At 69.5% G+C, this 23,968-nt stretch carries 26 protein-coding genes and 1 tRNA gene; 16 read left to right on the top strand and 11 right to left on the bottom strand.

The window, feature by feature from the left end:
- Positions 1-13: 13 nt before the first annotated feature.
- Entirely contained in the window at positions 14-835 is an 822-nt protein-coding gene (locus ACODSY_RS05025) for a sterol desaturase family protein (RefSeq protein WP_488950560.1), read from the bottom strand.
- An 88-nt stretch (positions 836-923) separates the two neighbouring features.
- Between ACODSY_RS05025 and ACODSY_RS05020 the strand changes: the two genes are divergently transcribed.
- Complete coding sequence (locus tag ACODSY_RS05020) at positions 924-1,376, top strand: VOC family protein (protein WP_488950559.1); 453 nt, start codon at positions 924-926, stop codon at positions 1,374-1,376.
- A 4-nt stretch (positions 1,377-1,380) separates the two neighbouring features.
- On the opposite strand, the gene ACODSY_RS05015 is transcribed toward ACODSY_RS05020, so the two are convergent.
- Positions 1,381-2,031, bottom strand: coding sequence for a DUF1134 domain-containing protein (locus ACODSY_RS05015; protein ID WP_488950558.1), 651 nt, complete (start codon positions 2,029-2,031; stop codon positions 1,381-1,383).
- A gap of 139 nt (positions 2,032-2,170) precedes the next feature.
- Between ACODSY_RS05015 and lepA the strand changes: the two genes are divergently transcribed.
- A complete protein-coding gene (gene lepA, locus ACODSY_RS05010) occupies positions 2,171-3,982 on the top strand; it encodes a translation elongation factor 4 (RefSeq protein ID WP_488950632.1) in 1,812 nt (603 codons plus the stop codon).
- A gap of 47 nt (positions 3,983-4,029) precedes the next feature.
- The gene (locus ACODSY_RS05005; RefSeq protein WP_488950557.1) at positions 4,030-5,193 is read left to right on the top strand and encodes an alpha/beta fold hydrolase; all 1,164 of its coding nucleotides are present in this window, start codon (positions 4,030-4,032) and stop codon (positions 5,191-5,193) included.
- On the opposite strand, the gene ACODSY_RS05000 is transcribed toward ACODSY_RS05005, so the two are convergent.
- Both ACODSY_RS05000 and ACODSY_RS04995 read right to left on the bottom strand, forming a co-directional pair.
- The gene (locus ACODSY_RS05000; protein WP_488950556.1) at positions 5,190-6,497 is read right to left on the bottom strand and encodes a metal-dependent hydrolase family protein; all 1,308 of its coding nucleotides are present in this window, start codon (positions 6,495-6,497) and stop codon (positions 5,190-5,192) included. The genes ACODSY_RS05005 and ACODSY_RS05000 overlap by 4 nt on opposite strands.
- Positions 6,498-6,562: 65 nt before the next feature.
- Positions 6,563-6,757, bottom strand: a complete 195-nt coding sequence (locus ACODSY_RS04995) for a hypothetical protein (protein ID WP_488950555.1) — start codon at positions 6,755-6,757, stop codon at positions 6,563-6,565.
- 130 nt (positions 6,758-6,887) lie between these two features.
- Between ACODSY_RS04995 and ACODSY_RS04990 the strand changes: the two genes are divergently transcribed.
- The 6 genes from ACODSY_RS04990 (at position 6,888) to ACODSY_RS04965 (ending at position 10,553) form a co-directional block, all read left to right on the top strand.
- Positions 6,888-7,358 (top strand): Mut7-C RNAse domain-containing protein, encoded by a 471-nt coding sequence (locus ACODSY_RS04990; protein ID WP_488950554.1) that lies wholly within the window; start codon positions 6,888-6,890, stop codon positions 7,356-7,358.
- Between the two features lie 54 nt (positions 7,359-7,412).
- Positions 7,413-7,550: an entericidin A/B family lipoprotein gene (locus ACODSY_RS04985; RefSeq protein WP_488950553.1), complete on the top strand. Its 138-nt coding sequence runs from the start codon at positions 7,413-7,415 to the stop codon at positions 7,548-7,550.
- Between the two features lie 122 nt (positions 7,551-7,672).
- On the top strand, positions 7,673-8,068 hold the full coding sequence (locus tag ACODSY_RS04980; protein WP_488950552.1) for a DUF983 domain-containing protein: 396 nt from the start codon (positions 7,673-7,675) through the stop codon (positions 8,066-8,068).
- Between the two features lie 79 nt (positions 8,069-8,147).
- Positions 8,148-8,306 carry a DUF3309 family protein gene (locus ACODSY_RS04975; RefSeq protein ID WP_296595441.1) on the top strand — a complete coding sequence of 53 codons (159 nt, stop codon included), beginning with the start codon at positions 8,148-8,150 and terminating at the stop codon, positions 8,304-8,306.
- Positions 8,307-8,467: 161 nt separating this feature from the next.
- Positions 8,468-9,802 (top strand): MFS transporter, encoded by a 1,335-nt coding sequence (locus tag ACODSY_RS04970; protein WP_488950551.1) that lies wholly within the window; start codon positions 8,468-8,470, stop codon positions 9,800-9,802.
- Between the two features lies 1 nt (position 9,803).
- Positions 9,804-10,553 (top strand): DUF599 domain-containing protein, encoded by a 750-nt coding sequence (locus ACODSY_RS04965; RefSeq protein WP_488950550.1) that lies wholly within the window; start codon positions 9,804-9,806, stop codon positions 10,551-10,553.
- Positions 10,554-10,598: 45 nt separating this feature from the next.
- Here the strand turns inward: ACODSY_RS04965 and ACODSY_RS04960 are convergent, their stop codons facing one another.
- Positions 10,599-10,937 (bottom strand): MmcQ/YjbR family DNA-binding protein, encoded by a 339-nt coding sequence (locus ACODSY_RS04960; RefSeq protein ID WP_488950549.1) that lies wholly within the window; start codon positions 10,935-10,937, stop codon positions 10,599-10,601.
- A gap of 47 nt (positions 10,938-10,984) precedes the next feature.
- Positions 10,985-11,635: a peptide-methionine (S)-S-oxide reductase MsrA gene (msrA, locus tag ACODSY_RS04955; protein WP_488950548.1), complete on the bottom strand. Its 651-nt coding sequence runs from the start codon at positions 11,633-11,635 to the stop codon at positions 10,985-10,987.
- A gap of 105 nt (positions 11,636-11,740) precedes the next feature.
- Between msrA and ACODSY_RS04950 the strand changes: the two genes are divergently transcribed.
- From ACODSY_RS04950 to ACODSY_RS04940, 3 genes are all read left to right on the top strand, one after another.
- The gene (locus ACODSY_RS04950) at positions 11,741-12,670 is read left to right on the top strand and encodes a tetratricopeptide repeat protein (RefSeq protein WP_488950547.1); all 930 of its coding nucleotides are present in this window, start codon (positions 11,741-11,743) and stop codon (positions 12,668-12,670) included.
- Positions 12,637-13,602: a hypothetical protein gene (locus ACODSY_RS04945; RefSeq protein ID WP_488950546.1), complete on the top strand. Its 966-nt coding sequence runs from the start codon at positions 12,637-12,639 to the stop codon at positions 13,600-13,602. The genes ACODSY_RS04950 and ACODSY_RS04945 overlap by 34 nt, the downstream gene beginning before the upstream one ends.
- 49 nt (positions 13,603-13,651) lie before the next feature.
- Positions 13,652-13,741, top strand: a tRNA-Ser gene (locus ACODSY_RS04940).
- A 428-nt stretch (positions 13,742-14,169) separates the two neighbouring features.
- On the opposite strand, the gene ACODSY_RS04935 is transcribed toward ACODSY_RS04940, so the two are convergent.
- The 3 genes from ACODSY_RS04935 to ACODSY_RS04925 form a co-directional block, all read right to left on the bottom strand.
- On the bottom strand, positions 14,170-16,536 hold the full coding sequence (locus tag ACODSY_RS04935) for a TonB-dependent receptor (protein ID WP_488950545.1): 2,367 nt from the start codon (positions 16,534-16,536) through the stop codon (positions 14,170-14,172).
- Between the two features lie 48 nt (positions 16,537-16,584).
- Positions 16,585-17,559, bottom strand: coding sequence for a FecR family protein (locus tag ACODSY_RS04930; RefSeq protein ID WP_488950544.1), 975 nt, complete (start codon positions 17,557-17,559; stop codon positions 16,585-16,587).
- Positions 17,560-17,656: 97 nt separating this feature from the next.
- Entirely contained in the window at positions 17,657-18,202 is a 546-nt protein-coding gene (locus tag ACODSY_RS04925) for an RNA polymerase sigma factor (protein ID WP_488950543.1), read from the bottom strand.
- A 191-nt stretch (positions 18,203-18,393) separates the two neighbouring features.
- Between ACODSY_RS04925 and ACODSY_RS04920 the strand changes: the two genes are divergently transcribed.
- Both ACODSY_RS04920 and ACODSY_RS04915 read left to right on the top strand, forming a co-directional pair.
- Positions 18,394-19,365, top strand: a complete 972-nt coding sequence (locus tag ACODSY_RS04920) for an NAD(P)H-dependent flavin oxidoreductase (protein ID WP_488950542.1) — start codon at positions 18,394-18,396, stop codon at positions 19,363-19,365.
- A 146-nt stretch (positions 19,366-19,511) separates the two neighbouring features.
- Positions 19,512-20,078 carry an outer membrane protein gene (locus tag ACODSY_RS04915; protein WP_488950541.1) on the top strand — a complete coding sequence of 189 codons (567 nt, stop codon included), beginning with the start codon at positions 19,512-19,514 and terminating at the stop codon, positions 20,076-20,078.
- A gap of 123 nt (positions 20,079-20,201) precedes the next feature.
- On the opposite strand, the gene ACODSY_RS04910 is transcribed toward ACODSY_RS04915, so the two are convergent.
- Positions 20,202-21,059: a helix-turn-helix domain-containing protein gene (locus tag ACODSY_RS04910; protein WP_488950540.1), complete on the bottom strand. Its 858-nt coding sequence runs from the start codon at positions 21,057-21,059 to the stop codon at positions 20,202-20,204.
- A 160-nt stretch (positions 21,060-21,219) separates the two neighbouring features.
- Between ACODSY_RS04910 and ACODSY_RS04905 the strand changes: the two genes are divergently transcribed.
- Together ACODSY_RS04905 and ACODSY_RS04900 are read left to right on the top strand one after the other, a co-directional pair.
- Positions 21,220-22,809 carry a GMC family oxidoreductase gene (locus ACODSY_RS04905; protein ID WP_488950539.1) on the top strand — a complete coding sequence of 530 codons (1,590 nt, stop codon included), beginning with the start codon at positions 21,220-21,222 and terminating at the stop codon, positions 22,807-22,809.
- 184 nt (positions 22,810-22,993) lie between these two features.
- Entirely contained in the window at positions 22,994-23,353 is a 360-nt protein-coding gene (locus ACODSY_RS04900) for a response regulator transcription factor (RefSeq protein ID WP_488950538.1), read from the top strand.
- Here ACODSY_RS04900 and fixJ read toward each other — a convergent pair.
- Positions 23,350-23,964, bottom strand: coding sequence for a response regulator FixJ (fixJ, locus tag ACODSY_RS04895; RefSeq protein WP_488950537.1), 615 nt, complete (start codon positions 23,962-23,964; stop codon positions 23,350-23,352). The two genes, ACODSY_RS04900 and fixJ, sit on opposite strands and share 4 nt — an antisense overlap.
- Positions 23,965-23,968 lie beyond the last annotated feature (4 nt).

Here is a 23,968-nt window from a genome sequence, read left to right as displayed (position 1 = left end):
CAACGCTTATGCGTCACGCGATCGCGCGATCCTTTCCCCGGATCGCCGCCCACCAGGTTTTGAACGGATGGGCGTACTGGCCGAGCGCGCCTTCGCCCGTCTCCTCGTCGATGCCCAGCGGGACGTCACAGGGTCCGGGCTGGTGATAGGTGCCGAACATCCGGTCCCATACCGAAAAGACGGTGGCGAAGTTGCAGCCGGTGGTGATCTCCCGCGCGTGATGCCAGCGGTGCATGGCCGGCGAGTTGAAGATCCAGGCGGCGCGGCCATAGGTCCACGGTACGTCGGCGTGGATCGCATAGCCGTAGTAGTGGCGCACCAGGGCGTTTCCGAGGAGCGCCCAGGCCGGAAAACCCAGGGCCCCCAGCACGATGGCGTCCACCGCCGTGCCCAGCCGGTCCACCGGATGCATGCGCTCCAGGCTCAGCCAATGCAGATGCCGGTCGCTGTGGTGCACGGCATGCGCCGGCCAGAGCCAGCGGCTGTGCTGGGCCCGATGGCGCCAGTAGCCCGTGAAGTCCCCGACCACCACAGCCAGCAGCAGGGTGAGCGGCGAGGGCAGGCCTGCCAGCCACGGACTGGCGCCCGGAAACCCCGCCTCCCGCGCGAGCACGACCGCGCCCGCCACGAGTGCGGCCACTGCCGGCGTGACGGCGATACGATCCCCCACCGCCATCACCAGGTTGACCCGTGATTCGCCGCTCGCCGCCTTGGCATCGGCCACCGCGCGCCGGCGGCCCTTGACCTTCAGCGCCAGCAGGCCGAACGCGACCCAGCACGCGGCCAGTTCGAACACGAGCCACGGCAGGCGGGAGATGATCGTCGCGAGGTCCATCGCCGCCGATGGTCGCTGAACGGGCCGAATCCCCGATTAACGGGGCGAGCTTGACTCCCCTGGCGATGCGCCGGCGACGATGTCACCCATGGAAGTCAACGGCGTCGCGCACACCTTCGTCACCGCGGGCGACTTCGAGCGCTCGGTGGCCTTCTACCGCCGGCTGCTGCCGTTCCTGGGGATGCGGGAGGTGGCCGACAGCGCCGACACCTACTACTGCGTGGGCGGCCGTACCGGGTTCGGCGTCCGCCGGCCCGACCCCGAGCACCACGGCGCGCGGTTCGTGCAGTTCCGGGTCGGGCTGCATCACCACTGCTGGCGCGCTCGCGAACGCGCCGACGTCGACGCGTTGCACGCCTTCCTGATCGAGAACGGCGCCACGATCGTCCACCCACCGCAGGACGAGCCTTGGGCGCCCGGCTACTACGCGGTGCTGTTCGAGGACCCGGACGGCATCCGGCTGGAGCTCAACCATGTGCCGGGCCGGGGTCTGTTCGACACCGCGACGCAGCGCGTGGGCGCCAGCCTGGACGGTCGCTGAGACCTCAGAACGGGATGTAGCTGCGCTTGCGCGTGTAGGCGAGGTAGCCGACGTTCGCCCCCAGGCGCAGGCCGACGCCGGCGCGGATCGGGGCCAGGGTGACGTCCTCGGCGCGCTGGTAGTTCACGCCCAGGCCGCCCACCAGGTAGGCCGAGCCCTCGACGCCTGGGAAGCGCTGGAAGATCACTTCGGGCACCTGGAGGTTGTAGCACAGGGTGAAGACGCGACTGGCGTTGCCGCCCCAATCCCAGCCGACCGAAGGGCCCTGCCAGAACACCTCCATGGGCTGGCGATCCTTCATGTACAGCAGCCCGCGCCCGTAGCGCAGGCCCAGCACGAAGGCGCCTGAGCCCTCCTCGCCCGCGATATAGGCCGTGGGCCGGCCGTTGTTGGCGAACAGGCGCTCGACCGCCGCGCCGGCGGCCTCGGCGGTGACCCCCAGGAAGTCCGAGACGTTCGTCACGATCTCGTCCTGGCTGTAGGTGGGCGCGCCGGCCTGACCGGTGGGGCCCGCCGACGGATAGGCAGGCTGGCTGTTCGGCGGCGGCGGGGCTTCGGCGGGCGGCAGGGGCTGGGACGAGACCGGCTGCGCACGGACCAGCGACGGCGCGGTGGCGACTGCCAGGCCGGATACGATGAGTTTGCGTCGGTCCATGGCGCTTCTCGCCTCCGTAGTGAATCACCCGCCCAGCGCCTCTCGATGCGGGGCGTCGCCTTAACGGGCGATTAACCACGTTCGGCGGCGACAAAGCGGCCGCCTATGTTGCGTCGCAGGATGTGCTAGAGGGGCGCGCATAATGAGCACGCCTCTTTCCAAGATCCGCAATTTCTCGATCGTCGCGCACATCGACCACGGCAAGTCGACGCTCTCCGACCGTCTCATCCAGGAGACCGGCGGCCTGACCCAGCGCGAGATGACCGAGCAGGTGCTCGACAACATGGACATCGAGCGCGAGCGCGGGATCACCATCAAGGCCCAGACTGTCCGCCTCGACTACAAGGCGGACGACGGCGAGACCTATGTCCTCAACCTGATGGACACGCCCGGGCACGTCGACTTCGCCTATGAGGTCAGCCGGTCGCTTGCCGCCTGCGAGGGCTCGATCCTCGTCGTCGACGCCTCGCAGGGCGTGGAGGCCCAGACCCTGGCCAACGTCTACCAGGCCATCGACAACAACCACGAGATCGTCCCGGTCCTGAACAAGATCGACCTGCCGGCCGCAGAGCCGGATCGGGTGCGCCAGCAGATCGAGGACGTGATCGGCCTGGACGCGTCGGACGCCGTGGTCTGTTCGGCCAAGTCGGGCATCGGCATCCACGACGTGCTGGAAGCCGTGGTGAAGCGCCTGCCGCCGCCCAAGGGCGACCCCAACGCGCCGCTGAAGGCGCTGCTTGTCGATGCCTGGTACGACCAGTACCTGGGCGTGGTCGTCCTGGTCCGCGTCTTCGACGGCGTGCTCAAGGTCGGCCAGAAGGTCAAGATGATGCAGACCGGGGCCCAGTATCAGATCGATCGGCTGGGCGTGTTCAAGCCCAAACAGACCGACGTGGCCGAGCTTGGCCCGGGCGAGGTCGGCTATATCACCGCCTCGATCAAGGAAGTGGCCCACGCCGCCGTCGGCGACACCATCACCGACGAGCGCAAGCCCACCGACGCCCCGCTGACCGGCTTCCGCGAGGTCCAGCCCGTGGTGTTCTGCGGCCTGTTCCCGGTCGATGCCGCCAAGTTCGAAGACCTGCGCGCCGCCATCGGCCGGCTGCGCCTGAACGACGCGTCGTTCAGCTACGAGATGGAGACCAGCGCCGCGCTCGGCTTCGGCTTCCGCTGCGGGTTCCTGGGCCTGCTCCACCTGGAGATCATCCAGGAGCGCCTCAGCCGCGAGTTCGACCTGGACCTTATCGCGACGGCCCCGTCGGTCGTCTACAAGATCCAGATGGCCCATGGCGGCGGTGAGATCGAGCTGCACAACCCGGCCGACCTGCCCGATCCGGTCAAGATCGACACCATCGCCGAACCCTGGATCAAGGCCACGATCTTCACGCCTGACGAGTACCTGGGCGCGATCATCAAGCTGTGCCAGGACCGCCGCGGCCAGCAGCGCGAGCTGAGCTATGTCGGCAGCCGGGCCATGGTGGTCTACGACCTGCCGCTCAACGAAGTGGTGTTCGACTTCTACGACCGCCTGAAGTCGATCTCGAAAGGCTATGCCTCCTTCGACTACACCATCGAGGAATACCGGGTCGGCGACCTGGTGAAGATGTCGATCCTGGTCAACGCCGAGCCCGTCGACGCGCTCTCGATGCTGGTCCACCGCGACCGAGCCGAGAACCGCGGCCGCGGCATGGTCGAGAAGATGAAGGAACTCATCCCGCCGCACATGTTCCAGATCCCGATCCAGGCGGCGATCGGCGGCCGGATCATCGCCCGCGAGACGGTGCGGGCGCTGCGCAAGGACGTGACGGCCAAGTGCTACGGCGGCGACGCCAGCCGCAAGCGCAAGCTCCTCGACAAGCAGAAGGAGGGCAAGAAGCGCATGCGCCAGTTCGGCAAGGTCGAGATCCCGCAGGAAGCCTTCATCGCCGCCCTGAAGATGGACGAGAACTAGCGAGCCGCCGGCTGTCGGCGCCGACGACTCGCGCCAGTTTGCGCCGCATGTCCGAGTATCGCCCTTCCCGCCGCGGCCTCGCCGCGCTGCTCGCCGCCGCGCCGGTGGCCGGCGCCGCCTCCTCCGCCGTCGCGCAGACGACGCCCAAGCCGTTCTCCCGCGACGACGCCCGCGCCATCATCCGCGACGGGCGCAGGATCGTGAACCCCAACGGGATCGAGGAGCTGCGCCAGGTCGAGCTGGGCGGCGTGCCCCAGTGGATTTCCGTACGTGGCCGGGACCGGCGCAACCCGATCCTGCTGTTCGTCCACGGCGGCCCGGCCGCCACCGAGATGCCGGCGAGCTGGCTCTATCAAAGTCCCTGGGAGGACTTCTTCACCGTCGTTCAGTGGGACCAGCGCGGGGCCGGCAAGACGGCGGCGACCACCGACAACCCGTCCATCATGCCCACGGTCACCGTCGAGCGGATGGTGCAGGACGGCGAGGAGCTGGTCGCTCACCTGCGCGAGCACTACGGCAAGCGGAAGATCTTCGTCGTAGGCCACTCGTGGGGGACGGTCATCGGGCTGAGCCTGGCGCAGCGCCGCCCCGAGTGGCTGCACGCCTACGTGGGCATGGGCCAGTTGCTGTGCTGGCTGGAGAACGAGCGGGTCAGCTACGCCTTCGCCCTGCGCGAGGCCAAGGCCGACAACAACGCTCAGGCGATCAAGGACCTGGAGTCCATCGCTCCTTATCCCCCGCCGAACCGGCCCGCGACGCTGGACGAGGTGATCAAGGAGCGGATCTGGGTGATCCACTACGGCGGCCTGACGATGGGCCGGTCCGACTTCGACTACGACATGAACGCCCGAAAGATCGCGCCCGAGTACACGGACCGCGACCTGTCCCCGCCGGGCTTCAAGGACGGCGAGGCGCTGGTGCGCTTGCTGCCAGACCTGACGGCCATGGACCTGCGCAAGATCACCAAGCTGGAGGTTCCGGTGTTCATCTTCGCGGGCCGCCGCGACTACCAGACCCCCTCCGAGATCGCGGCCAAATGGCTCGGGACGGTGAAGGCCCCGAAGAAGGGCGTCTTCTGGTTCGAGCACTCGGCCCACATGATGCACATCGAACAGCCGGGGAAGGTGCTGATGCATCTGGTGCAGGACATCCGCCCCATCGCCGCGTCGGCCGGCGACGTCGCGCCGGAAGATCGGTCAGGGGTCGATTAGCGCGCCACCATCGTCCCCGCCTTCACCACGCCGGCCACCCGTTCCAGCACGGTGACGTCGGTGAGCGGGTCGCCTTCCACCGCCACCAGGTCGCCCAGGAAGCCCGGCCCCACGCGCCCGATCTCCCGCTCCATGCGCAAGGCCGCCGCGGCCTCGGTGGTCGCCGCGCGGATCGCCTGCGCCGGCGTCATGCCGAAGCGGACCATGTAGGATAACTGGCGCGCGCCCAGACCGAAGGGATAGACGCCGGCGTCGGTGCCGAAGGTGAGCTTCACGCCGGCGGCCACGGCCTTGCGGAAACCCTCGCGCTGGACGTCGGTGGTCTCGCGGTTCTTGCGCAGGTATTCGGCCGGCCAGCCCGCCTTGGTCCCGAATTCCTCGATCCAGTCGCCGTTGTAGATGTCCATGTCGAGCCAGACGCCCCGCGCCTTGGCCAGGGCGATCCCCTCGTCGTCGATCAGGCTGGCGTGCTCGACGGTTCGCGCGCCGGCGCGGATGGCCGCCTTGATCGCCTCGGCGCCGTGAGCGTGGGCGATGCAGTATTTCCCCAGCGCCTTGGCCTCGTCGCAAGCCGCCTGGATGATGGGTTCGTCCAGCTCCAACGCGCCGGGCTCGCTGCCCACCGCCAGCACCGCGCCGCTGGCGATGATCTTGATAAAGTCGGCCCCGCCGCCGACCAGGGCGCGCACCCGGGCCCTGGCCTCGGCGGGCGTGCGCGCCTCACCCAGCCGGAACACCGCCGGGATCGCGGTCCCCATCGGCGCCCCGGTCACCGCCCCGCCGCCGCCCGGCTTGGTGATGTACGCCCCCGCCACGACCATCCGGGGCCCCTCGACCCAACCCTTCGCGATGGCGTCACGCAGGGTGACGTCGGACAGCCCGCGATAGGCGCCCACGTCGCGCACGGTCGTGAAGCCGGCGCGCAGCGTCGTGCGCGCCGCCTCCGCGCCCTTGAGGGCGGTCTCGCCCTCGGAATGCTTCAGGGCCTCGGCCGGGTCTTCCGTCTGGCCGAAGCCGTCCGCCAGGTGCGTATGCAGGTCGATCAGACCTGGCAGGACCGAATAGCGCGACCAGTCGAGCACCGGCGCGTCGCCCGGAGGCGGGCTCCACGGCGATACGGAGACGATCCTGCCCTCGACGATGCGGATGAGCCGGTCTGCCTCGGCTCCCCCGGTGACAGGGTCGATGAGCCGCCCGGCGCGCACGCTCAGCGTCTGCGCCCCCGCGGCCGATGCGGCGGCCGCGAACAACAAGGTGAGGACGACGGCCCTCAGGGCTTGGCGGAGCGGCGAAGCGGGTCTCATCCCTCGACGCTAGAGCGCGCCAGGCGAAACCGTGAACCCCTTTTCCGCGGTTCGCCGAGCCCAGGCTAGAGCTGGTTGAATTCTCCGCAGCGGCACTTCACCACCACGTCGTTGAAGAAGGAGCGGTCCGCGCGGACCAGTTCCTGGCGGCACGCGCCGCAGGCATAGGCAGAGCCGTCGCTGTCCCGCGGAGCCTCGTCGGCCTGCATGACGGTACGGCGGCCCACGAAAAGGCCCGGGAAGGTACGCAACTCGATCATCACTCTGCTCCAAGATGGGCCAGGGGGAGCTGGCCGCTCTTCGCAATGCAAAATGCATTCTACCAAAACATGTTGCAGCGCAATGACGGAGCGACAGGAACAGTCGCCCGCGATGCGAATTTCACCATTCATGCGCTTCCTTTGCGACGAGATGCTCGTTCGCCTGGCGCGTCTGCTGCGCGCGGCAGGCTATGACACCTACCTCGCCGCGGGCGAGGAGCCCGACGCCGACCTCATCCGGACCGCGCGGCGTGAGGGCCGCATCCTGCTGACCCGAGACAAGCGCCTGGCCGCGGCGGCCGAGGAATCGGTGCTGATCCACGGCTTCGGGGTCGACGCCGAGGCGCACACCCTGACCCGCGAGGTCGTGCTGAATTGGGAATTTGCCCCCTTCACTCGCTGTGCGATGGACAACGCCCACCTGCGCGAGCCCGGGGAGCACGAATTCGCCGCCCTACCGACCTCTGCGCGGGCTCGCGGCGGGCCGTTCCGCGTCTGTCCCGCCTGTGGTCGCAACTACTGGCCGGGCAGCCATGTGCGGCGGATGGAGGCGCGGCTGCGCCATCTGGCGCGGGACGCCGCATTCCCGCCGCAAGCTTGACTAGATAGACGGCGCACGAAACCTAAGGCTCATCGTTCGAGAAGGGGTAGCCCCATGCGCAAGCTGATCGTCCTGACCGCCGCCGCCGCCGCTCTCCTGGTGTCCGCCTGCAACACCGTCTCCGGGATCGGCAAGGACGCCTCGGCCGCCGGCCGCGCTGTCACCGGCGCGGCGGAAGACGCCAAGAGATAAGGCGCGCTCAGCGCGCCGGCCGCCCCGTCGCCGGCGCGGCGGAAGAGGCCACGCGCTGATACGCCTGCGACGGAAGGCCTCCGGGCCTTCCACATCGGCCGGCGAAGGCGCATATGGGCGCCATGGCCGAGATCCACTATCCGCTGTTCCGCTCGATCGGGCGGGGACTCGCGCACCGCTGCCCGCAGTGCGGGAAGGGCGAGCTGTTCCGCAAGTACCTGAAGGTCCAGCCGCATTGCGAGGCCTGCGGCCACGAGCTGGCGCGCTATCCGGCGGATGACGGCCCGGCTTATCTAACCATCCTGCTGATCGGCCATTTGATCGTGGGTCCGGCGCTGTTCTTCCCCATCGTCTGGGAAACCTCGCCTGCCGTCTCGCTGCCGATCATCCTGGGTGTGCTCACCGTGGTGACCCTGCTGGCCCTACCGCGCATCAAGGGCGGCTGGATCGGGATGATGTACGCCCTGCGGGTCACCGACCGCGACCACCGTATGCACACGGCCGACGCCTCGGACTAAAGCGCCCCCGTCGGGAACCCGACCTTCACCGTGCACGTTCGCTGCGGTCGAGGTCGGGGGACCTGAGGAGAGACGTTCGATGTCCCTGGGGACTATTCTCATCATCATCCTGATCCTGCTGCTGCTCGGCGCGCTGCCGAGTTGGGGCTATTCGCGCAGCTGGGGCTATTTCCCGAGCGGCGGCCTGGGCCTCGTCCTAGTCATCGTGATCATCCTGGTCCTGCTCGGACGCATATGACCCTAGAGCTCGCCCCATTCGGCTTGCAGAATGGGACAAGCGGGGTCGATCTTGAAATAGAGGCCTTCTTTCCCGGTCATGATCATCCCGGGGAAGGCCTCTAGGCGGCGGCCGCGGCTCCCCCTAGCATCCGTCGCAAAGACGGGCTGGGGGGGGACTGCATGACCGCGACGGAGACCGGGGCCGAGGCCCAGATCCCGCCCGGCGTCGCCGCCCCCGGCCTCACAGCCGCCCAACGTTTCAAGGCGATCCTGGGCGGCTCGGCCGGCAACCTGGTCGAGTGGTACGACTGGTTCGTCTACTCGGCCTTCGCGGTCTATTTCTCGAACCACTTCTTCCCAGGCGACGACGACCTGGCGGGGCTGCTGAAGACCATGGCGGTCTTCGCAGTCGGCTTTTTCGCGCGGCCGCTGGGCGCCTGGTTGATGGGCCTCTACGCCGACCACGCCGGCCGGAAGACCGCCCTGACCGCCGCGGTGGCCTTGATGTGCGGCGGCTCGCTGATCATCGCGCTCCTGCCCAGCTACGAGACCATCGGCGTCGCCGCGCCCGTCCTGCTGGTGGTCGCGCGGATCCTGCAGGGCCTCTCGGTGGGCGGCGAGTATGGAGCCAGCGCCACCTACCTCGCGGAGATGGCCGGCAAACGACGGCGTGGCTTCTGGTCCAGCTTCCAGTTCGTGACCATGGTGATGGGTCAGCTGATCGCGCTCGGCATCCTCAGCCTGCTGCAGACCACCATGGCCCCTGCAGACCTCGAGACCTGGGGCTGGCGCATTCCGTTCTTCATCGGCGCCGCCATGGCGGTGGTGGTGTTCTGGATCCGCGCCCGCATGGACGAGAGCCAGTCCTTCGAGGCCGCCAAGGCCTCCGGCGCCGAGCGCGCCCGGACGATGATGCTGTTCCTGCGCTATCCCAAGCAGACCCTCACCATCTTCGGCTTCACCGCCGGCGGCTCGCTCGCCTTCTACGCCTTCACCACCTACATGCCGAAGTTCCTGACCGGTACGTCCCGCTTCCCGGGGCCGACGGCGACCGCGATCACCGCGGCCGCCCTTGTGGTCTACCTCTTCGCCCTCCCGTTTTTCGGCTGGCTCAGCGACCACTGGGGCCGCAAGGCCACGCTGTTCATCGCCTTCGGCGGCGGCGCGCTGGCGAGCTATCCGGCGCTGGCGACCATCGCCGTCACGCAGTCCCCGCTGGTGGCCTTCGGCCTCGTCGCCCTGCTGGTCTTCCTCATGTCGGGCTACAACGCCGTCAGCGCCGTGGTGAAGGCCGAGCTGTTCCCCGCCAACGTCCGCGCCCTGGGCGTCGCCCTGCCCTACGGCATGGGCACAGCCATCTTCGGCGGCACGGCGGAGCCCATCGCGCTCGCCTTCAAGCATGCAGGGAACGAAAGCGGCTTCTACGTCTATGTGGCGCTGGGGATGGCGGTCGCCTTCCTCATCGTGTTCCTTCTCCCCGACAACCGGAAGCACAGCCTGATCCTCGAGGACTGAGTTGCAGACCCTGGACCTCATCGCTCTCGGCGTCTTCGCCGTCGCCTGGCTGTTCTACGAACCGCTGCTGACGGCGTTCGGGAAGCGGCGCGGCGGCGTGCTCAACACGGACATGACCGTGATCCGCAGCGCCTGGATGGTGCAGATGACCGGCCGCGAGGTGCGGCTGATGGACGGCAACCTGCTGGGCCACGCCCTGAACTCGGCCTCGTTCTTCGCCTCGTCCAACCTGCTGCTGATCGCGGCCGCGGCCGGGGCCTTGTTCGGGGGAGACTCGACGTTCCGATCTGTCTCGGCCCTGGAGGTGGTGAAGACCTCGTCGCGGCTGCTGTTCGAGGTGCAGCTCGCGCTGGTGCTGATCGCGCTGGCCCGCGGCCTGCTGGACTTCATCTGGTCGATCCGGCAGCTCAACTACTGCCTGGCCGCCATGGGCGCCACGCCCGAGCCGCTGCCGGAGGCCGACCGACCCACCTACGGCGCGGTCCTGGCGAAGCTGCTGAACCCGGCGCTGGGCGCTTTCAACTCCGGGGTCCGCGGCTACTACTTCGCGCTGGCGGCCGCGGCCTGGCTGTTCGGCCCGTGGTCCTTCATGGCCGCAACCCTGGGCGCCGTCGCGCTGCTGTTCTGGCGTCAACGCAGTTCCGCCGCCGCCGCCGCCATCCACGAGTTCCGCAATCTGCTGGAGGCCAGAGCGCCCTCAGGCGAAGTGGACACCGGTTCGCCGCCCGGAGGGCGCGCCGGTCAAGGATAGGAGCCGCCCGGGCGCAAAACCGGTTTCCACTTTTGCTGGCGGCTCCTAAAGGCCCAACTCCGCCCGCATCGCCTTCGTGAGCTTGGCGGCGATCAGCCCGTGCGCGCCGGCGATCCAGTCGGGCGCCTGGTCAGGCTCCAGATCGTCCAGGTCCACGATCACCCATGAGCCTTTGGCCAGGTAGGGCGCCTGGCGGCCCGGCCCCCCGTTGGTCAGGACCTCGAAGCCGATCTCCGAGACCTTGAACGACATCCCGCCGCGCAGGCCGCAGATGGCGAAGACCTTGCCGCCCACCTTGTAGACGTCCGACCCGCCCCACTGGACGACGTGCGTCGTCGCGGGGAGCGCCATGGCGCAGGCGTGGACTTCCTCCCGCGTCATCATCCCGGCGCCCCGCAGACCGCGTGAATCCCGCCGCGCGCCATAGCCGGCTAGGCCTGGACGCCGACACCGATCGGACACGAGACGCCCGTGCCGCCGATCCCGCAGTAGCCCTCCGGGTTCTTCGCCAGATATTGCTGGTGATAGTCCTCGGCGAAATAGAACGGCCCCGCCGGCTGCACCTCGGTGGTGATGCGGCCCAGGCCTTGGGCCTCCAGCGCCGCCTGATAGGCCTCGCGCGACGCTTCGGCCTCCGCGGCCTGGGCGTCGTTCGTCACATAGAGGCCGGAACGGTACTGAGTGCCGATGTCGCCGCCCTGGCGCATGCCCTGGGTCGGGTCGTGGTTCTCCCAGAACACCTTCAGCAGATCGCCGTAGCGGACCACCCGCGGATCGAAGACCACCAGCACGGACTCCGCGTGCCCCGTGCGGCCGGAGCAGACTTCCTCATAGGTGGGGTTCGGAGTGAGGCCCTGCTGGTAGCCGACGACGGTGACCTGGACGCCCGGGACCTGCCAGAACAGGCGCTCCACGCCCCAGAAGCAGCCCATGGCGAAGTAGGCGCTTTCCAGTCCTTCGGGATACGGGCCCTTCAGGGTCTTCCCGTTCACGAAATGGCTGTCCGCCGTGGGGATGGCATGCGCGCGCCCAGGCAAGGCGGTCTCGGCCGTCGGCAGGTCGACGGGCTTCTTGAAGAACATGCGCGCCTCTAAAGTCGAACACCGTTTTGCGTCTTGCCATGCTCGATTGAACCGGCGCGACATGCCCGGGAATACACGCAAAGAACGCGCGGGAGGAGATGCGTCATGCGGAGCTTCGGGATCCTGCTGCTGGCGGGCGCGCTGGCCACTCTTGGCGGCGCCGGAGCTGTGGCGGCCGGAAGCGGCGGTGGGGGCGGGGGCATGTCGATGCCCTCCTCGTCCGCCCCCAGCTACGACCCGGCCGAGGAATATGCCAAGGCCGTCCAGGCCATCCAGGCCAAGGACTACAAGGCCGCCGCCAAATCGGCGCAGCGGGTCACCGACGCCGCGCCGCGCAGCGTCGACGGCTGGAAACTCCTAGGCGTGGCCCAGTCTGGATCCGAGAACTGGAAGGGCGCGAAGAAGGCCTATGAGCGCGCCGTGAAGCTCGCCCCCGACGACCTTCCGAGTCGCGCCGGCCTCGGAATGGCGCTCGCCAACCTCAAGGATCCCAAGGTCCAGGAACAGCTCGATTGGCTGAAGGCCAAGGCCAGCGACTGCAACGCAGGCTGTGACGCCGCGGCGCTGCAATCCCTGACCGCGGCCGTGGAAAAGGCCGCGGCCGGCGGCGGGGCCGCGGGCCAGCCGAGCGCAGCGCTGGAGCGCGGGTCGTTGCTGTTCGCGGCGGCTGGCGATCAGGCGTATGTGCAGGCCGTCGGCCTGATCAACGAGAAGCGCTACGACGACGCCCTGGCCGAGCTCGACGCCGCCCGCGCCGCCTTCGGCCCGCACCCCGACATCCTGACCTACCAGGGCTACGCCTGGCGCAAGAAGGGCCAGTTCGACCGCGCCGAGGGGTACTATCGCCAGGCCCTGGCCATCGCCCCCGACCATCGCGGCGCCACGGAGTACTACGGGGAGCTGAAGGTCGAGCGCGGCGACACGGCGGGCGCCAGGCAGATGCTCGCGAAACTGGATCGCATCTGCGCCTACGGTTGTGCCGAGGCGGAGGAGCTGCGCCGTTGGATCGACGCCGGCCACGAGCCCGGGCTCTAGGGCTCGTCCTCGCATTCGCGGCCGCCTCGGCCCTGGCGGCCGACGCGCGCCCGCCGCTGCGCGCCATGTCGTGGATCCCCGACGCCGCGGACCCCGTGCGGGTGTTCGCGACCCAGTCCACCGAGTGCGTGAAGCTTCCCGCCGATCCGGCCGCTGCCCGCTCGGTGGAGATCGGCCGCGCGGCCTTCCGTACGCCGGTGCTGCTAGGGGGCCAGGCGGCGCGGGCCGGCCTCACCTGCGAGAGCTGTCACCGCGCGGGCCGCGGCAATCCCGACTTCCTGTTCCCCGGCGCCTCCGGCGCGCCGGGCACCGCAGACGTCACCTTGTCGCTGTTCTCCAGCCACCGGGGCAACGGCGTGCACGATCCGAAGCCGATCCCGGACCTCAGCGGCCCGCGCGCGGCGTTGAAGGTGGCCAGCCCCGATCTCCCCCGCTTCATCCGCGGGCTGGTGGTGGAAGAATTCGACGGTCGTGAACCGCCGCCCGCGGTCCTGGCCGGGCTCGCCGACTATGTTCGCGCCCTCGGTCCCGCCGCCTGCCCGGCCCGGGCGCGCGAGCCCGTCACGCCCCACGGGCTGCTCGTGGACGTCCGACGCGCGATGGCCGCGGCCGAACACAGCCTTGCGACTGGTGATCGTCCCACAGCCGTCCTGATGATCGCCGCCGCGCGGGCCCGCCTGTTTCTGATCGACGAAAGGTACGCAGGCATGCCCGCTGAGATTTCCCGCCTTCGCGCGGCCGACGCTGCCCTGGCCGGGCTGCAGGCCGGCGTTCGCGAGGGTCGCCCGGACACCGTTGCGCGCATCGCCCGCTGGCGCCTGGCCTCGCGCGATCTGGAAGCCGGGTTGGCCGCGCGCCAGGCCATGTCGCTCTTCGCGCCAGACCGCCTCCGCGCGGCGACGAACCGCCGCTTGCCCCCGAAGACCTCCTGACGGTATATGCCCGCCTTCCGCCGGGGACCCACTCCCCCGCGCGGTGTGTGGTGAGGTGGCCGAGTGGTTGAAGGCGCACGCCTGGAACGCGTGTATAGGGGAAACTCTATCGAGGGTTCGAATCCCTCTCTCACCGCCACTTCGGCCTGCGGCTGGATCTTCGATTTCGCGCCAAACCCGGAAACAAGAAGACCCCGGCCGAGGTGTGACGTCCTCGAGCCGGGGCCGCATGTCTCGTGCGCGCGCCGGACTGGAGAACCAGCACACGCCACCGCGCGGCCCGAGCCGGCCGCGAACGACAGCGCACATTAACATCCTTGGCTGTTTCGGCCAAATATCATCATCGTCGCACTCGAGCACGACGAGAGGCGCGGCCCCGACGCTCTCCCGCCAGGGCCGCGCTCAGCCGTCCGCGGCGCGACCTTTGGGCTCGGAACGCGCGCTGCTTCTGACTGTTGCGCCGGGTCGACGGCGCGATTTCCGACCCTGAGCCTCTCCAGAACGCCCTTGGTCGACGCGGAGACGTCGCGGCGACATACGATCCCTAGGTCGCCCGCGAAAAAAGGATCACATGGCGGCGGAAAGCGTCATGCCGACGGTCACGGGCCGCTGCGGGGTCACCTGCCGCCTCTGTCCCATGCTGAAGGGATTTCCGAAGGCGAAGGTGTCGCTGAACGAGTCCAGCGGATTGAGGACGTAGACCTGTAGCCCCACCGGCAGGTCGCCGGCCCGCCCCAGCACCTCGGCGGAGAGCCGCGTGCGCGCATAGCCGCCCATCTTGGGCTGGGCGGCGTCGAAGGTGATCCGCGACTTGCCGACGTAGGTGGCCTGGCCCACGAGGCGCAGCGTCCAGTCGCCGAAGATCTCCCGTTCGTAACTCAGGAGCGCGCCGCCCGAGATCGCCGGGGCGCCCGGCAGGCCGTCGACCAGGCTGGGCCGGAAGTCGGGGTTCACGCCGGAGGTCTTCGTCTGCGAGAGCCGCCCGTTGAGCTGTGCCGAGAAGCCATTGCGGGCCCGGAACGCCACCTCGCTCTCCAGGCCCAGCACGCGGGCGTCGCCGGCGTTCGTGGTGTAGGCGATGCCGGAGTCGCGGAACTGGTCGGTCTGGATGTCGTCCCAGACGGAGTAGAACAGGGCCGAATTCACCGACAGGCGCTTCGACAGCGCGGTGAGCTTGAGCCCCGCCTCGTAGTTGACCAGGCGGTCGGGGGCGAAGGTCTCCCGCAGCGCCGACAAGGGCTGGGCGCCGCCCGAGTTCACGCCGCCCGAGCGGTAGCCCTCAGAAACCACCACATAGGCCAGGTCGCCGTTCGCGAACTTCCGCTGGAGCGAGACCTTGGGTGAGAAGCCGGTGAAGCGGGTGTCGCGGTCCAGGCTTCGCGGCTTGAAGTTTTCCGAGACCACGTCCGACTTGGTCCGGGTCTCGATGGTGAAAACGCGCCCTCCCATGGCCAACGTCCACCCGGGCGCGAACTCGTAGGACGCCTCGCCATAGGCGGCGGCCTCGCGGACGTCGTCGCTGCGATCGTCACCGTACACGTGGATCAGGGGCGCGGCGAACGGGGTCTGGGCCAGGAACTCGGTGAGCGTCTTCACGGTCGTGTACGAGCCGTAGGCGCCGGCCAGCCACTCGAAGCGGCTGGCGCCGCGCGACGTCAGGAACAGGTCCTGGACGATCAGGTTGGTCCGCGTGCGTTCCGAGTACACGCCTTTGTCCGCGAAGGCGGTGTAGAGGTAGGCCTTGGGCGTCGAGTCGTAGACGCTGCCGTAGCGGTGCCGGACATAGCCGGTCGACGAGGTGAGTTCCGCCCAACCCCAGGACCGCCGCACCGTCGCCGTGGCCAACTCGATGTCGTTCACGTGCGGTTCGGGCGTGCGGACCGCGCGCTTCAGGCCGAGCCGGGGCGAGGTGTAGTGCGTATCGTCCGACCGAAGATGCTGGCCTGCGAGCGTGACGGTGGCGGTCCAGTCGTCGGTCGGCTCCAGGGTGGCGATCAGCCGCGCGCCGCGCCGGTCCGTGCGATCGACGTTGCTGCGGTCCTGGAGGACGTCGTCGAGATAGCCGCCCTGGACCTCCTGGTAGGCGGAGAGCCGAAGCCCTAGCACGTTGCGGAAGACCGGCAGGTTCAGGTGGCCTTCGACTGCATGGCTGGGCGCGCCGCCCTTGGTGAGCGCGCCGGACGCCCGGACCTCCGCCGAGAGCTGCTCCAGGTCGGGCTTGCGGGTGACGATGCGGTAGACGCCGCTCATCGAGCCGGCTCCGAACAGCGCCCCCTGGGGGCCGCGCGCCACCTCCACGCGTTCCACGTCGACGAGGCGCAGGTCGGGATCGGGCGCGTTGTAGTTGACCGGGATGTCGTCGAGGTACGTCGCGACCGTCGAGCGGGTGCGGCCGGAATAGGCGCCGTCCGACAGGCCCCGGAGCAGCAGCTTGTTCCGGCCAGGCCCCAGATTGGTCGCCAGCACGCCCGCGAACTGGCTGGCCGCCTCGCCGGCGTCCGTCGCCCCAGTAGCCTGGACGCCGCCGCGCGGGATCGCCGTCACGGCGACCGCGAGTTCCCGCGGGTTGCGGACCCGCTTGGTCGCGGTGACCAGCAGTTCCGAGACGGTCACTGGCGGCGAGAGCCGCGGTAGGTCGGCCTTGGAGAGCGGCGAGACCTCGACCGCGCCAGGCGCGATCATCCGCCAGGTGCACGGCGCGCCGGCCAGCAGCGCGCCCAGCGCCTCCTCGACGGTCATGGTGGTCGCCAGCCGGCGGCGCGAGGGGCCGTCGCAGGCCGCTGCGCCGATCAGGGTGATGTTGGCCTGCTGGGCCAGGTCGAGCAGCGCCTCGGAATAGGCCTGGGGCTCGACATGGAAGCGGATGCGACCCGGCGCAGCCTCGGCGGCGTCGCCGATTCCACTGGCTGCCGCAATGCCTGCGGCGGCCGCCACGAATACCCGGCGCCCGAGGATGGCCCGCTCCGCCCCTAAACCTTGACCTTACTTCCGAAGAAGCAGCAGCCCCCGCTCGGAAGGTATCGATCTTACGGGCAGCATCAAGGTCAGGCGCTGCATGACGGCGGCCTGATCGTCAAGCACGATGACCCCGGTGATGGGCATCTTCCCCAGTTCGGGATCGGAAATCTCGATCTGCGCCTGGAACTGGCGATTGAGATCGGCCACCACGGCGGCCAGCGGCTCGGCGCGGTAGACCAGGCGGCCGACCCGCCAGCCGAGCGCTTCTTCCGGATCGATGGCGCGCACCGTCTCGACGCCGGACCGGTCGATCTCGAGCCGCCGGCCGGGCGTCAACAGGAACGAGCGGCCCGGGGCGGAACTGGACGCCGGCCGGACCTGGACCTTGCCGCCGGCCACGGTGACCACCAGTTCGCCCTGGCGGCTGCGAACGTCGAACTGCGTGCCGACCACGCGAACGATGCGCCCCCCGGCCTCGACCGTGAAGGGGCGGTCCGCGTCGTGCGTGACGTCGAAGATGGCCTGGCCGTCGGCCATGACGATCTTCCGTTCCTTACGGCCCAGGCTCACCGTCAGGCGGCTCTCGGCGTTCAGGTCTATGGTCGAGCCGTCGGCCAGTACGACCTTGCGCCGCTCGCCGCGGCTGGTGGCGTAGGTTTCCGTCTCAGGCCCGGCCAGCAGCCCCGGCAGCACCGCCGCCGCCAAGCCGGCCGCGATCGCCGAACCGCCGCCGGCGATCAGCCAACGCCGCATGGTCGAGGCGGGACGCGTGCGACGCGCGCCGGCCGCCAGCTCGGCGAGGACCTGGTCGGCGCCGCTTTCGAACTCGTGCCACATGCCGACGAGACGCCGGTAGGCCGCCCCATGGGCCGGCGCCGCGGCCAGCCAGGCTTCGAACTCCAGGCCGTCGCGCTCGGTGACGTCGTCGCGCTGCAGGCGCGCGATCCAGGCGCTGGCGTCTGCCATCACCTGCTCGTCGCTGATCGCCATGCTGCTCATAGGCCCGCCTGCCCGATGTGCGCGCAACGCGCCGGGTCGACCATGAGACGTCGCCGCGACACGCCAACCCTAGGTGCGACCGCAGAATCCTGCCTCGTCATGAGCGCAGCCGTTGCGACAGGTTGCGGATGGCGGCCGCGATGTGCTGCTCGATCATCTTGACCGACACGCCCATGGCCTGCGCGGTCTGGGCCTGGCTCATCCCCTCCAGCTTGTGCAGCCGGAACGCCCGGCCCATCTGCGGCGGCAGCGCGGCGACGGCCTCGGCGAGCTGGCGCGCGCGCTGGCGGGACACGATCACCTCGTCGGCGGGCGGTTCGTCGACGACGTCCTCACCGCCCAGGGCCGTGCGGGTCTCGCGCCGCCACTGCCCGTTGCGCTGCGATGCCCGCTGGGTGCTCCGCACGTGGTCGACCAGGAGGTTCGACGCCATCCGGTAAAGCAGCGCGCCGGGGGCCCGCACGTCGGCGGGGCCCGCCTCGACGGCGGCCAACTTGAGGTAGAGGTCCTGAACGAGGTCTTCGGCGGTGGCCATGCAGCGGGTGCGCGCGGCCAGGAAAAGCACGAGGCTTTCGCGCTTCTCGAAGAAGGCGCGGATCAGCGGGCCGTCATCCGCAGGTGTGTTGGACGGCGCCGGCGCCACGTTCTCCCTTTCCCTCGTTATCGCCCGCGCCTCGACACGGGCGCCTGTTCCTCGCGGCATGGCGAAAGATCGGCCGTTCGCCAAGCCCTTTCACCCTGCCCGCGCGTCGCATGACGCCGCGATACCCGTTGCGCCGCAAACCCGGATGTCCAAGAAGTGCGGCCAAAGCCAAGCCAGGAAGCGAGACGCCCATGAAGACCCGCATCACCGAACTGTTCGGCATCCAGCACCCCATCATCCAGGGCGGGATGCATTTCGTCGGCCTCGCCGAGATGGCGGCCGCGGTGTCGAACGCCGGCGGTCTGGGCATCATCACGGGGCTGACCCAGCGCACGCCCGAGCTGCTGGCCAAGGAGATCGCCCGCTGCCGGACGATGACCGACAAGCCGTTCGGCGTGAACCTGACCTTCCTGCCGTCCATGACCCCCCCGGACTATCCGGGCTATGTGCGGGCGATCATCGATGGCGGCGTGAAGATCGTCGAGACGGCGGGCAACAACCCGCAGAAGTATCTGCCGGCCCTGAAGGAGGCCGGGGTCAAGGTGATCCACAAATGCACCTCGGTCCGCCACTCGCTGAAGGCCGAGGCGATCGGCTGCGACGCCGTCAGCGTCGACGGCTTCGAGTGCGGCGGCCACCCCGGCGAGGACGACGTCCCGAACTGGATCCTGCTGCCCCGCGCCGCCGAGGAGTTGAAGATCCCCTTCGTCGCCTCGGGCGGCGTCGCCAACGGCAAGCAGCTCGCGGCCGCGCTCTGCCTGGGCGCCGAGGGCGTCAACATGGGCACCCGCTTCATCGCCACGAAGGAGGCGCCGGTGCATGAGAACGTGAAGCAGGCGATCCTGCAGGCCAGCGAGCTGGACACCCGCCTGGTCATGCGGCCGCTGCGCAATACCGAGCGCGTGCTGAACAACGCCGCCGTCGAGCGCCTCCTGGAGAAGGAAAAGGCGCTGGGCGCGAACCTCAAGTTCGAGGACATCGTCGCCGAGGTGGGCGGCGTCTATCCGCGGATCATGCAGGAGGGCGAAATGGACGCCGGCGCCTGGTCGTGCGGCATGGTCGTGGGCCTGATCCACGACATCCCGACCTGCAAGGACCTGATCGACGGCGTCATGGCCGAGGCGGACGCGATCATCCGCAAGCGCCTGCCGGCCTTCCTCTAGGCGGTTGGGAAGGGACCGTCCGCCGGCGGTCCCTTCGCTTTTCCGCACAGCTTTGAAAGCGCGCGCCTTCCGTGGAAGCGCGGCCGTCGGCGCGAGCCCAACTCCTTCCTCATTGAAGCCCGGGGCAACCGGGGAAGGAGAAAATCATGAAGTCTCTCACTCTGGCGGCTGTGGCCGCCGCGACCACGTTCGCCGCCAGCGCCGCCGCGGCGCAGGACGCCAACTGGTACGTTCAGGGGAACGCCGGCGCGTCCTTTGAAAGCCGGCTCGACGCCACGCCCGACCGCAAGGGCGACACCGGCTGGGCCGTCAGCGGCGCGGTCGGCCGCGAATTCTCGAACAACCTGCGGGCCGAGGCGGAAGTCGCCTACCTGCAAGGCGACAACAAGGGCGCGACGCCAGGCAAGACCTCGACGGTCGGCGGCTTCGTCAACGGCTACTATGACTTCAACCGCGGCGGCGCCTGGCAGCCCTTCGTCGGCGCCGGCGTGGGCCTGGCACAGGTCAAGTCGCGCGGCGATGACGACACCGGCTTCGCCTACCAGCTGAAGGCCGGCGTGGCCCATCCGTTCAACGACCGCCTGACCGGCGAAATCGCCTATCGCTACCTTGGCGTCACCGACGTGAAGGCCGGCGTGGGCCCCACCCGCTTCGACGGCGACTATCACACCAACGCGGTGACGGTGGGCTTCCGCTACAAGCTCGGCCTCTAGCGCTCCCCCTGCAGAGGTCCAGATCCGGCGCCTCGCCCTCTCCCCCACCCGGGTGGGGCGCCGGGCACTTTTCTGGTCGACGAACGGCGCGCTCGAAGCTCAGGCTTCGGGCGCGTTGTCGTTCTAGGAGCCCGCGGCCGCCAGCGAGCCCTGGATCAACCCCCGACGATAGCTGGACGGCGTGGCGCCGAAGGCCGACCGGAACGCCGACGACATGTGGGCGTGGCTGGAAAAGCCGTAGCGGGCCGCCAGGGTCGAGAGATCGTCGACCGTTTCCTGCAACGCCAGACGCACCTCCTCCAGGCGGCGGGCCAGGACGAAGCGATGCGGCGTCTGGCCCACCGCGCTCTGGAACGCTCGGGTGAAATGGGCGCGGCTGAGGCCGACCTCTGCGGCGAGTTCCGCCACCTGCAGCGGCCTGTCGAGGTTGGCGTCGATGAAGGCGGTGAGCTTGCGCAGCTTGTGCGGCGTCAGCGCCTGGGTCGCCGCCGCCAACGGTGGGGAGGCGGCCACGGTGGCGGCGCGGACCAGCAGGCTTTCGGCGAGCGACTCCACATAGCGCGCGTCGGCGGCGCCCTCGTCGCGCAGCACGCGGCGGATTTCCTGGGCCAACAGGCGGACGCCGGGATCGCTGGCGCCCTTGGGAATGTCGTCCACGCCGGCGAGGTCCAGGCCATGCTCGCCGTCGTAGGCGACAGCCAGAACCTCCATCGGCTCGGGATGGTGGATCTCCATCGACGTGCCCGGCCGCAGGAGGGCGAAGGCTCCAGCGCGGCAGCCCTGCTCGGCCACCGCCCGCGGCGCCTGGAACACGTACAGCAGGAGGGGTCGGTCGCCCCGATAGGAGAGGTCGAACGACATGGCCGCCTGGTGCCGGACCCTTACGGATCCGGCGCGGACGGTGAGGATGGGGTGGTCGCCCGAGACGTCGCGCAACGCAGACGCCAGCGGGGCGAAGGGAATGACTTCGGCGGGGGACACGGCAACCAACTGTTGGGGGCCTAGATGGGAGCGCAACCACGGCGAGGCCAGTGGCCCAAAGGCCACACGCTCGGCTAGAAGCCCCAAGACATACGAAAGGAGGGCCCGCGCCCTGGCCAGTTCCGCCCCTATCGCCGACGACGCCGCCCTCAACGCGGACGTGATCGTCGTGGGTGCGGGTTCGGCCGGCTGCGTGCTGGCCGACCGGCTGTCGGCCGACCCGAAACGCCGGGTGCTGGTGCTGGAGGCGGGCGGCAAGGACGACTGGATCTGGTTCCACGTGCCCGTCGGTTACCTGTTCTCGATCGGCAATCCGCGCGCCGACTGGATGTTCGAGACCGACGCGATCCCCGGGCTGGCGGACCGCAGCCTGCGCTATCCGCGCGGCAAGGTGATCGGCGGCTCCTCGGCCATCAACGCCATGATCTACATGCGCGGCCAAGCGGCGGACTACGACGGCTGGCGACAGATGGGGCTGAGCGGGTGGGGCTGGGACGACGTCCTGCCACTGTTCCTGGACCAGGAAGACCACATCGCGCCGCCGAACGACCTGCACCGGCAGGGCGGCGCTTGGCGGGTGGAGCATCCACGCATGCGATGGCGGGTGCTGGACGCGTTCGCGGAGGCGGCGGAATTGGCGGGTGTGGCGCGGGTGGTCGACTTCAACACCGGCGACAATGCCGGCAGCGGCTATTTCCAGGTGAACCAGCGGGCCGGCCGGCGCTGGAGTGCGGCGGCGGGGTTTCTGAAACCCGCCCTGACCCGTCCGAACCTGCGGCTGGAGACCGCCGCCCACGTCGAGAAGCTGCTGATCGAGGGCGGGCGCTGCGTGGGCGTGCGCTGGAACCGCGGCGGCCAGACCTTCGAGAGCCGCGCCCGCGACGGCGTAGTGGTCGCCACGGGGGCGGTGGGCACGCCGCACCTCCTGGAGCTGTCCGGCCTGGGCGACGGGGGCCGACTGTCGGCGCTGGGCCTCGAGACCCTGCGCCACCTCCCCGGCGTGGGCGAGAACCTGCAGGACCACCTACAGATCCGGCCGATCTACGAGGTCGCAGGCGTGCCGACCATGAACGCCCTCTACAAGTCGTGGTGGCGCAGGCCGCTGATGGCGCTGGAATACGCAGCCTTCCGCAAGGGGCCAATGTCGATGGCCCCCTCGCAGATGGGCGCCTTCGCCCGCTCGTCGCCCGACTATGCGACGCCCAACCTGCAATTCCATGTCCAGCCGCTGTCGCTGGAGAAGTTCGGCGACCCGTTGCACCCGTTCCCGGCCATCACCATCAGCGTCTGCAACCTGCGCCCCACCAGCCGCGGCGGGATCCACGCGAAGAGTCCGGACTCGCGGGCTGCGCCCTCGATCCAGCCGAACTACCTCGACACCGCCGACGACCAGCGCGTGGCCGTGGACTCCCTGAAGCTCGTCAGGCGGATCGCGGCGCAGGCCCCGCTCCAGGCCTATGGCGCGCGGGAACGGCAGCCCAGCGCCGCCGCGGTCACCGACGAGGAGATCCTGGCCTCCGCGCGCAGGCTGGGCACGACGATCTTCCATCCGGCCGGCACGGCGAAGATGGGCCTTGGGTCAGATCCGATGGCCGTGGTGGATGCGCGCCTGCGGGTGCAGGGGATCGAGGGCCTGCGCATCGCCGACGCCTCGGTGATGCCGGCCATCACCTCGGGCAACACCAACTCGCCGACCATGATGATCGCCGAGAAGGCCGCGCGGATGATCGGCGAAGACGGACGCGTCTAGACAGCTGCGCTTCAGGCGGGGCGCGGTCCGGCGTGGCAGGGCCCGCGACTACCGTAGTTTTCCGTAGGTGACCGTCCGGGATTTCGGCGAACAGAGTTTGCGGCGAAATTCACCCCGCTACCTGAACAATGTTCACTCAAGCTCCAGGATATGTGACCTCGACGCCATGGCGCCTCTCCCGGCCGTGCACATCATCGACGACGACGAGGCCGTCCGCGACTCGCTCGCGGTGCTCCTGGAGACGCGCGGGTTCGCGGTCGCCACCTATCCGACGGCGCAGTCGTTCCTCGACACCTCCGAAGCCGGCGTGGCCGGGTGCGTGGTGACCGACATTCAGATGCCGGAGATGAACGGGCTGCAGCTGCTGCGCGCCTTCAAAGCGCGAAACCTGCACGTGCCGGTTCTGGTGGTCACCGCCCGCGGCGGCCGCGCGACGGCCGACGCGGCAATGGCGCAGGGCGCCCGCGCGCTCATTGAGAAGCCCTTTTCGCCTGACATGTTCGTCGCGGCCGTGCAGGCCGCGCTCGATGAGCGCCCAGCCTAGATCTCGCCCCGCGCCGCGATCGTCATCCGAACCAGTTCCGAGAGGCTGTCGGCGCCCATCTTCATCATCAGGTTGGCGCGATAGGCCTCGACCGTGCGCGGACTGATGCCGAGATCGCGGGCGACCTCCTTGTTGGACAAGCCCTTCACGACCCCATCCAGCACCTCACGCTCCCGTGCGGAAAGCGCGGCGACGCGCTCTGCAGCCTCGCTGCGACGGGTCTCGCGGTGGCTGCGCACCTCGAGCTGGGTCAGGGCCTGGCGGACCGCCGCCACGATGGTCTCGGCGGAGTAGGGCTTCTCGATCAGGTCGAGCGCGCCGTTCTTCAGCGCCTCCACCGCCGTCGGCACGTCGGCCTCGCCGGTCAGCACGATGACCGGGAATTGTGGCAGTCGGTCGCTCAGACGGCGCAGCAGCTCCAGCCCGGTCATTTCCGGCATCTGGACGTCGGTCACCACACAGCCGCTCTGGGCGGTGTCGATCCCGTCCAGGAACGCGCCAGCCGAGCCATATGCGCTCACCGCCAGGCCGGCCGCCTCCAGCAGTGTCGCCAGCGAATCCCGCACAGCCTCGTCGTCGTCGATGACATGGACCGTCCCCCCCGCACGCATCGCC

The organism is Phenylobacterium sp. FG114 (genome assembly GCF_057809855.1).
Note: the sequence above shows the minus strand (reverse complement) of the source record. Positions and strands in the feature narration are given on the sequence as shown.

Coding starts and splice junctions, on each gene's coding strand:
- msrA (WP_488950548.1), bottom strand. CDS start 11,635: ATGTTCTTCAAGAAGCCCGTCGACCTGCCGACGGCCGAGACCGCCTTG.
- ACODSY_RS04995 (WP_488950555.1), bottom strand. CDS start 6,757: ATGATCGAGTTGCGTACCTTCCCGGGCCTTTTCGTGGGCCGCCGTACC.
- ACODSY_RS04915 (WP_488950541.1), top strand. CDS start 19,512: ATGAAGTCTCTCACTCTGGCGGCTGTGGCCGCCGCGACCACGTTCGCC.
- ACODSY_RS04980 (WP_488950552.1), top strand. CDS start 7,673: ATGGCCGAGATCCACTATCCGCTGTTCCGCTCGATCGGGCGGGGACTC.
- ACODSY_RS04990 (WP_488950554.1), top strand. CDS start 6,888: ATGCGCTTCCTTTGCGACGAGATGCTCGTTCGCCTGGCGCGTCTGCTG.
- ACODSY_RS04920 (WP_488950542.1), top strand. CDS start 18,394: ATGAAGACCCGCATCACCGAACTGTTCGGCATCCAGCACCCCATCATC.
- ACODSY_RS04970 (WP_488950551.1), top strand. CDS start 8,468: ATGACCGCGACGGAGACCGGGGCCGAGGCCCAGATCCCGCCCGGCGTC.
- ACODSY_RS05020 (WP_488950559.1), top strand. CDS start 924: ATGGAAGTCAACGGCGTCGCGCACACCTTCGTCACCGCGGGCGACTTC.
- ACODSY_RS05005 (WP_488950557.1), top strand. CDS start 4,030: ATGTCCGAGTATCGCCCTTCCCGCCGCGGCCTCGCCGCGCTGCTCGCC.
- ACODSY_RS05025 (WP_488950560.1), bottom strand. CDS start 835: ATGGACCTCGCGACGATCATCTCCCGCCTGCCGTGGCTCGTGTTCGAA.
- fixJ (WP_488950537.1), bottom strand. CDS start 23,964: ATGCGTGCGGGGGGGACGGTCCATGTCATCGACGACGACGAGGCTGTG.
- ACODSY_RS05000 (WP_488950556.1), bottom strand. CDS start 6,497: ATGAGACCCGCTTCGCCGCTCCGCCAAGCCCTGAGGGCCGTCGTCCTC.
- ACODSY_RS05015 (WP_488950558.1), bottom strand. CDS start 2,031: ATGGACCGACGCAAACTCATCGTATCCGGCCTGGCAGTCGCCACCGCG.
- ACODSY_RS04985 (WP_488950553.1), top strand. CDS start 7,413: ATGCGCAAGCTGATCGTCCTGACCGCCGCCGCCGCCGCTCTCCTGGTG.
- ACODSY_RS04930 (WP_488950544.1), bottom strand. CDS start 17,559: ATGAGCAGCATGGCGATCAGCGACGAGCAGGTGATGGCAGACGCCAGC.
- ACODSY_RS04950 (WP_488950547.1), top strand. CDS start 11,741: ATGCGGAGCTTCGGGATCCTGCTGCTGGCGGGCGCGCTGGCCACTCTT.
- ACODSY_RS04960 (WP_488950549.1), bottom strand. CDS start 10,937: ATGATGACGCGGGAGGAAGTCCACGCCTGCGCCATGGCGCTCCCCGCG.
- ACODSY_RS04975 (WP_296595441.1), top strand. CDS start 8,148: ATGTCCCTGGGGACTATTCTCATCATCATCCTGATCCTGCTGCTGCTC.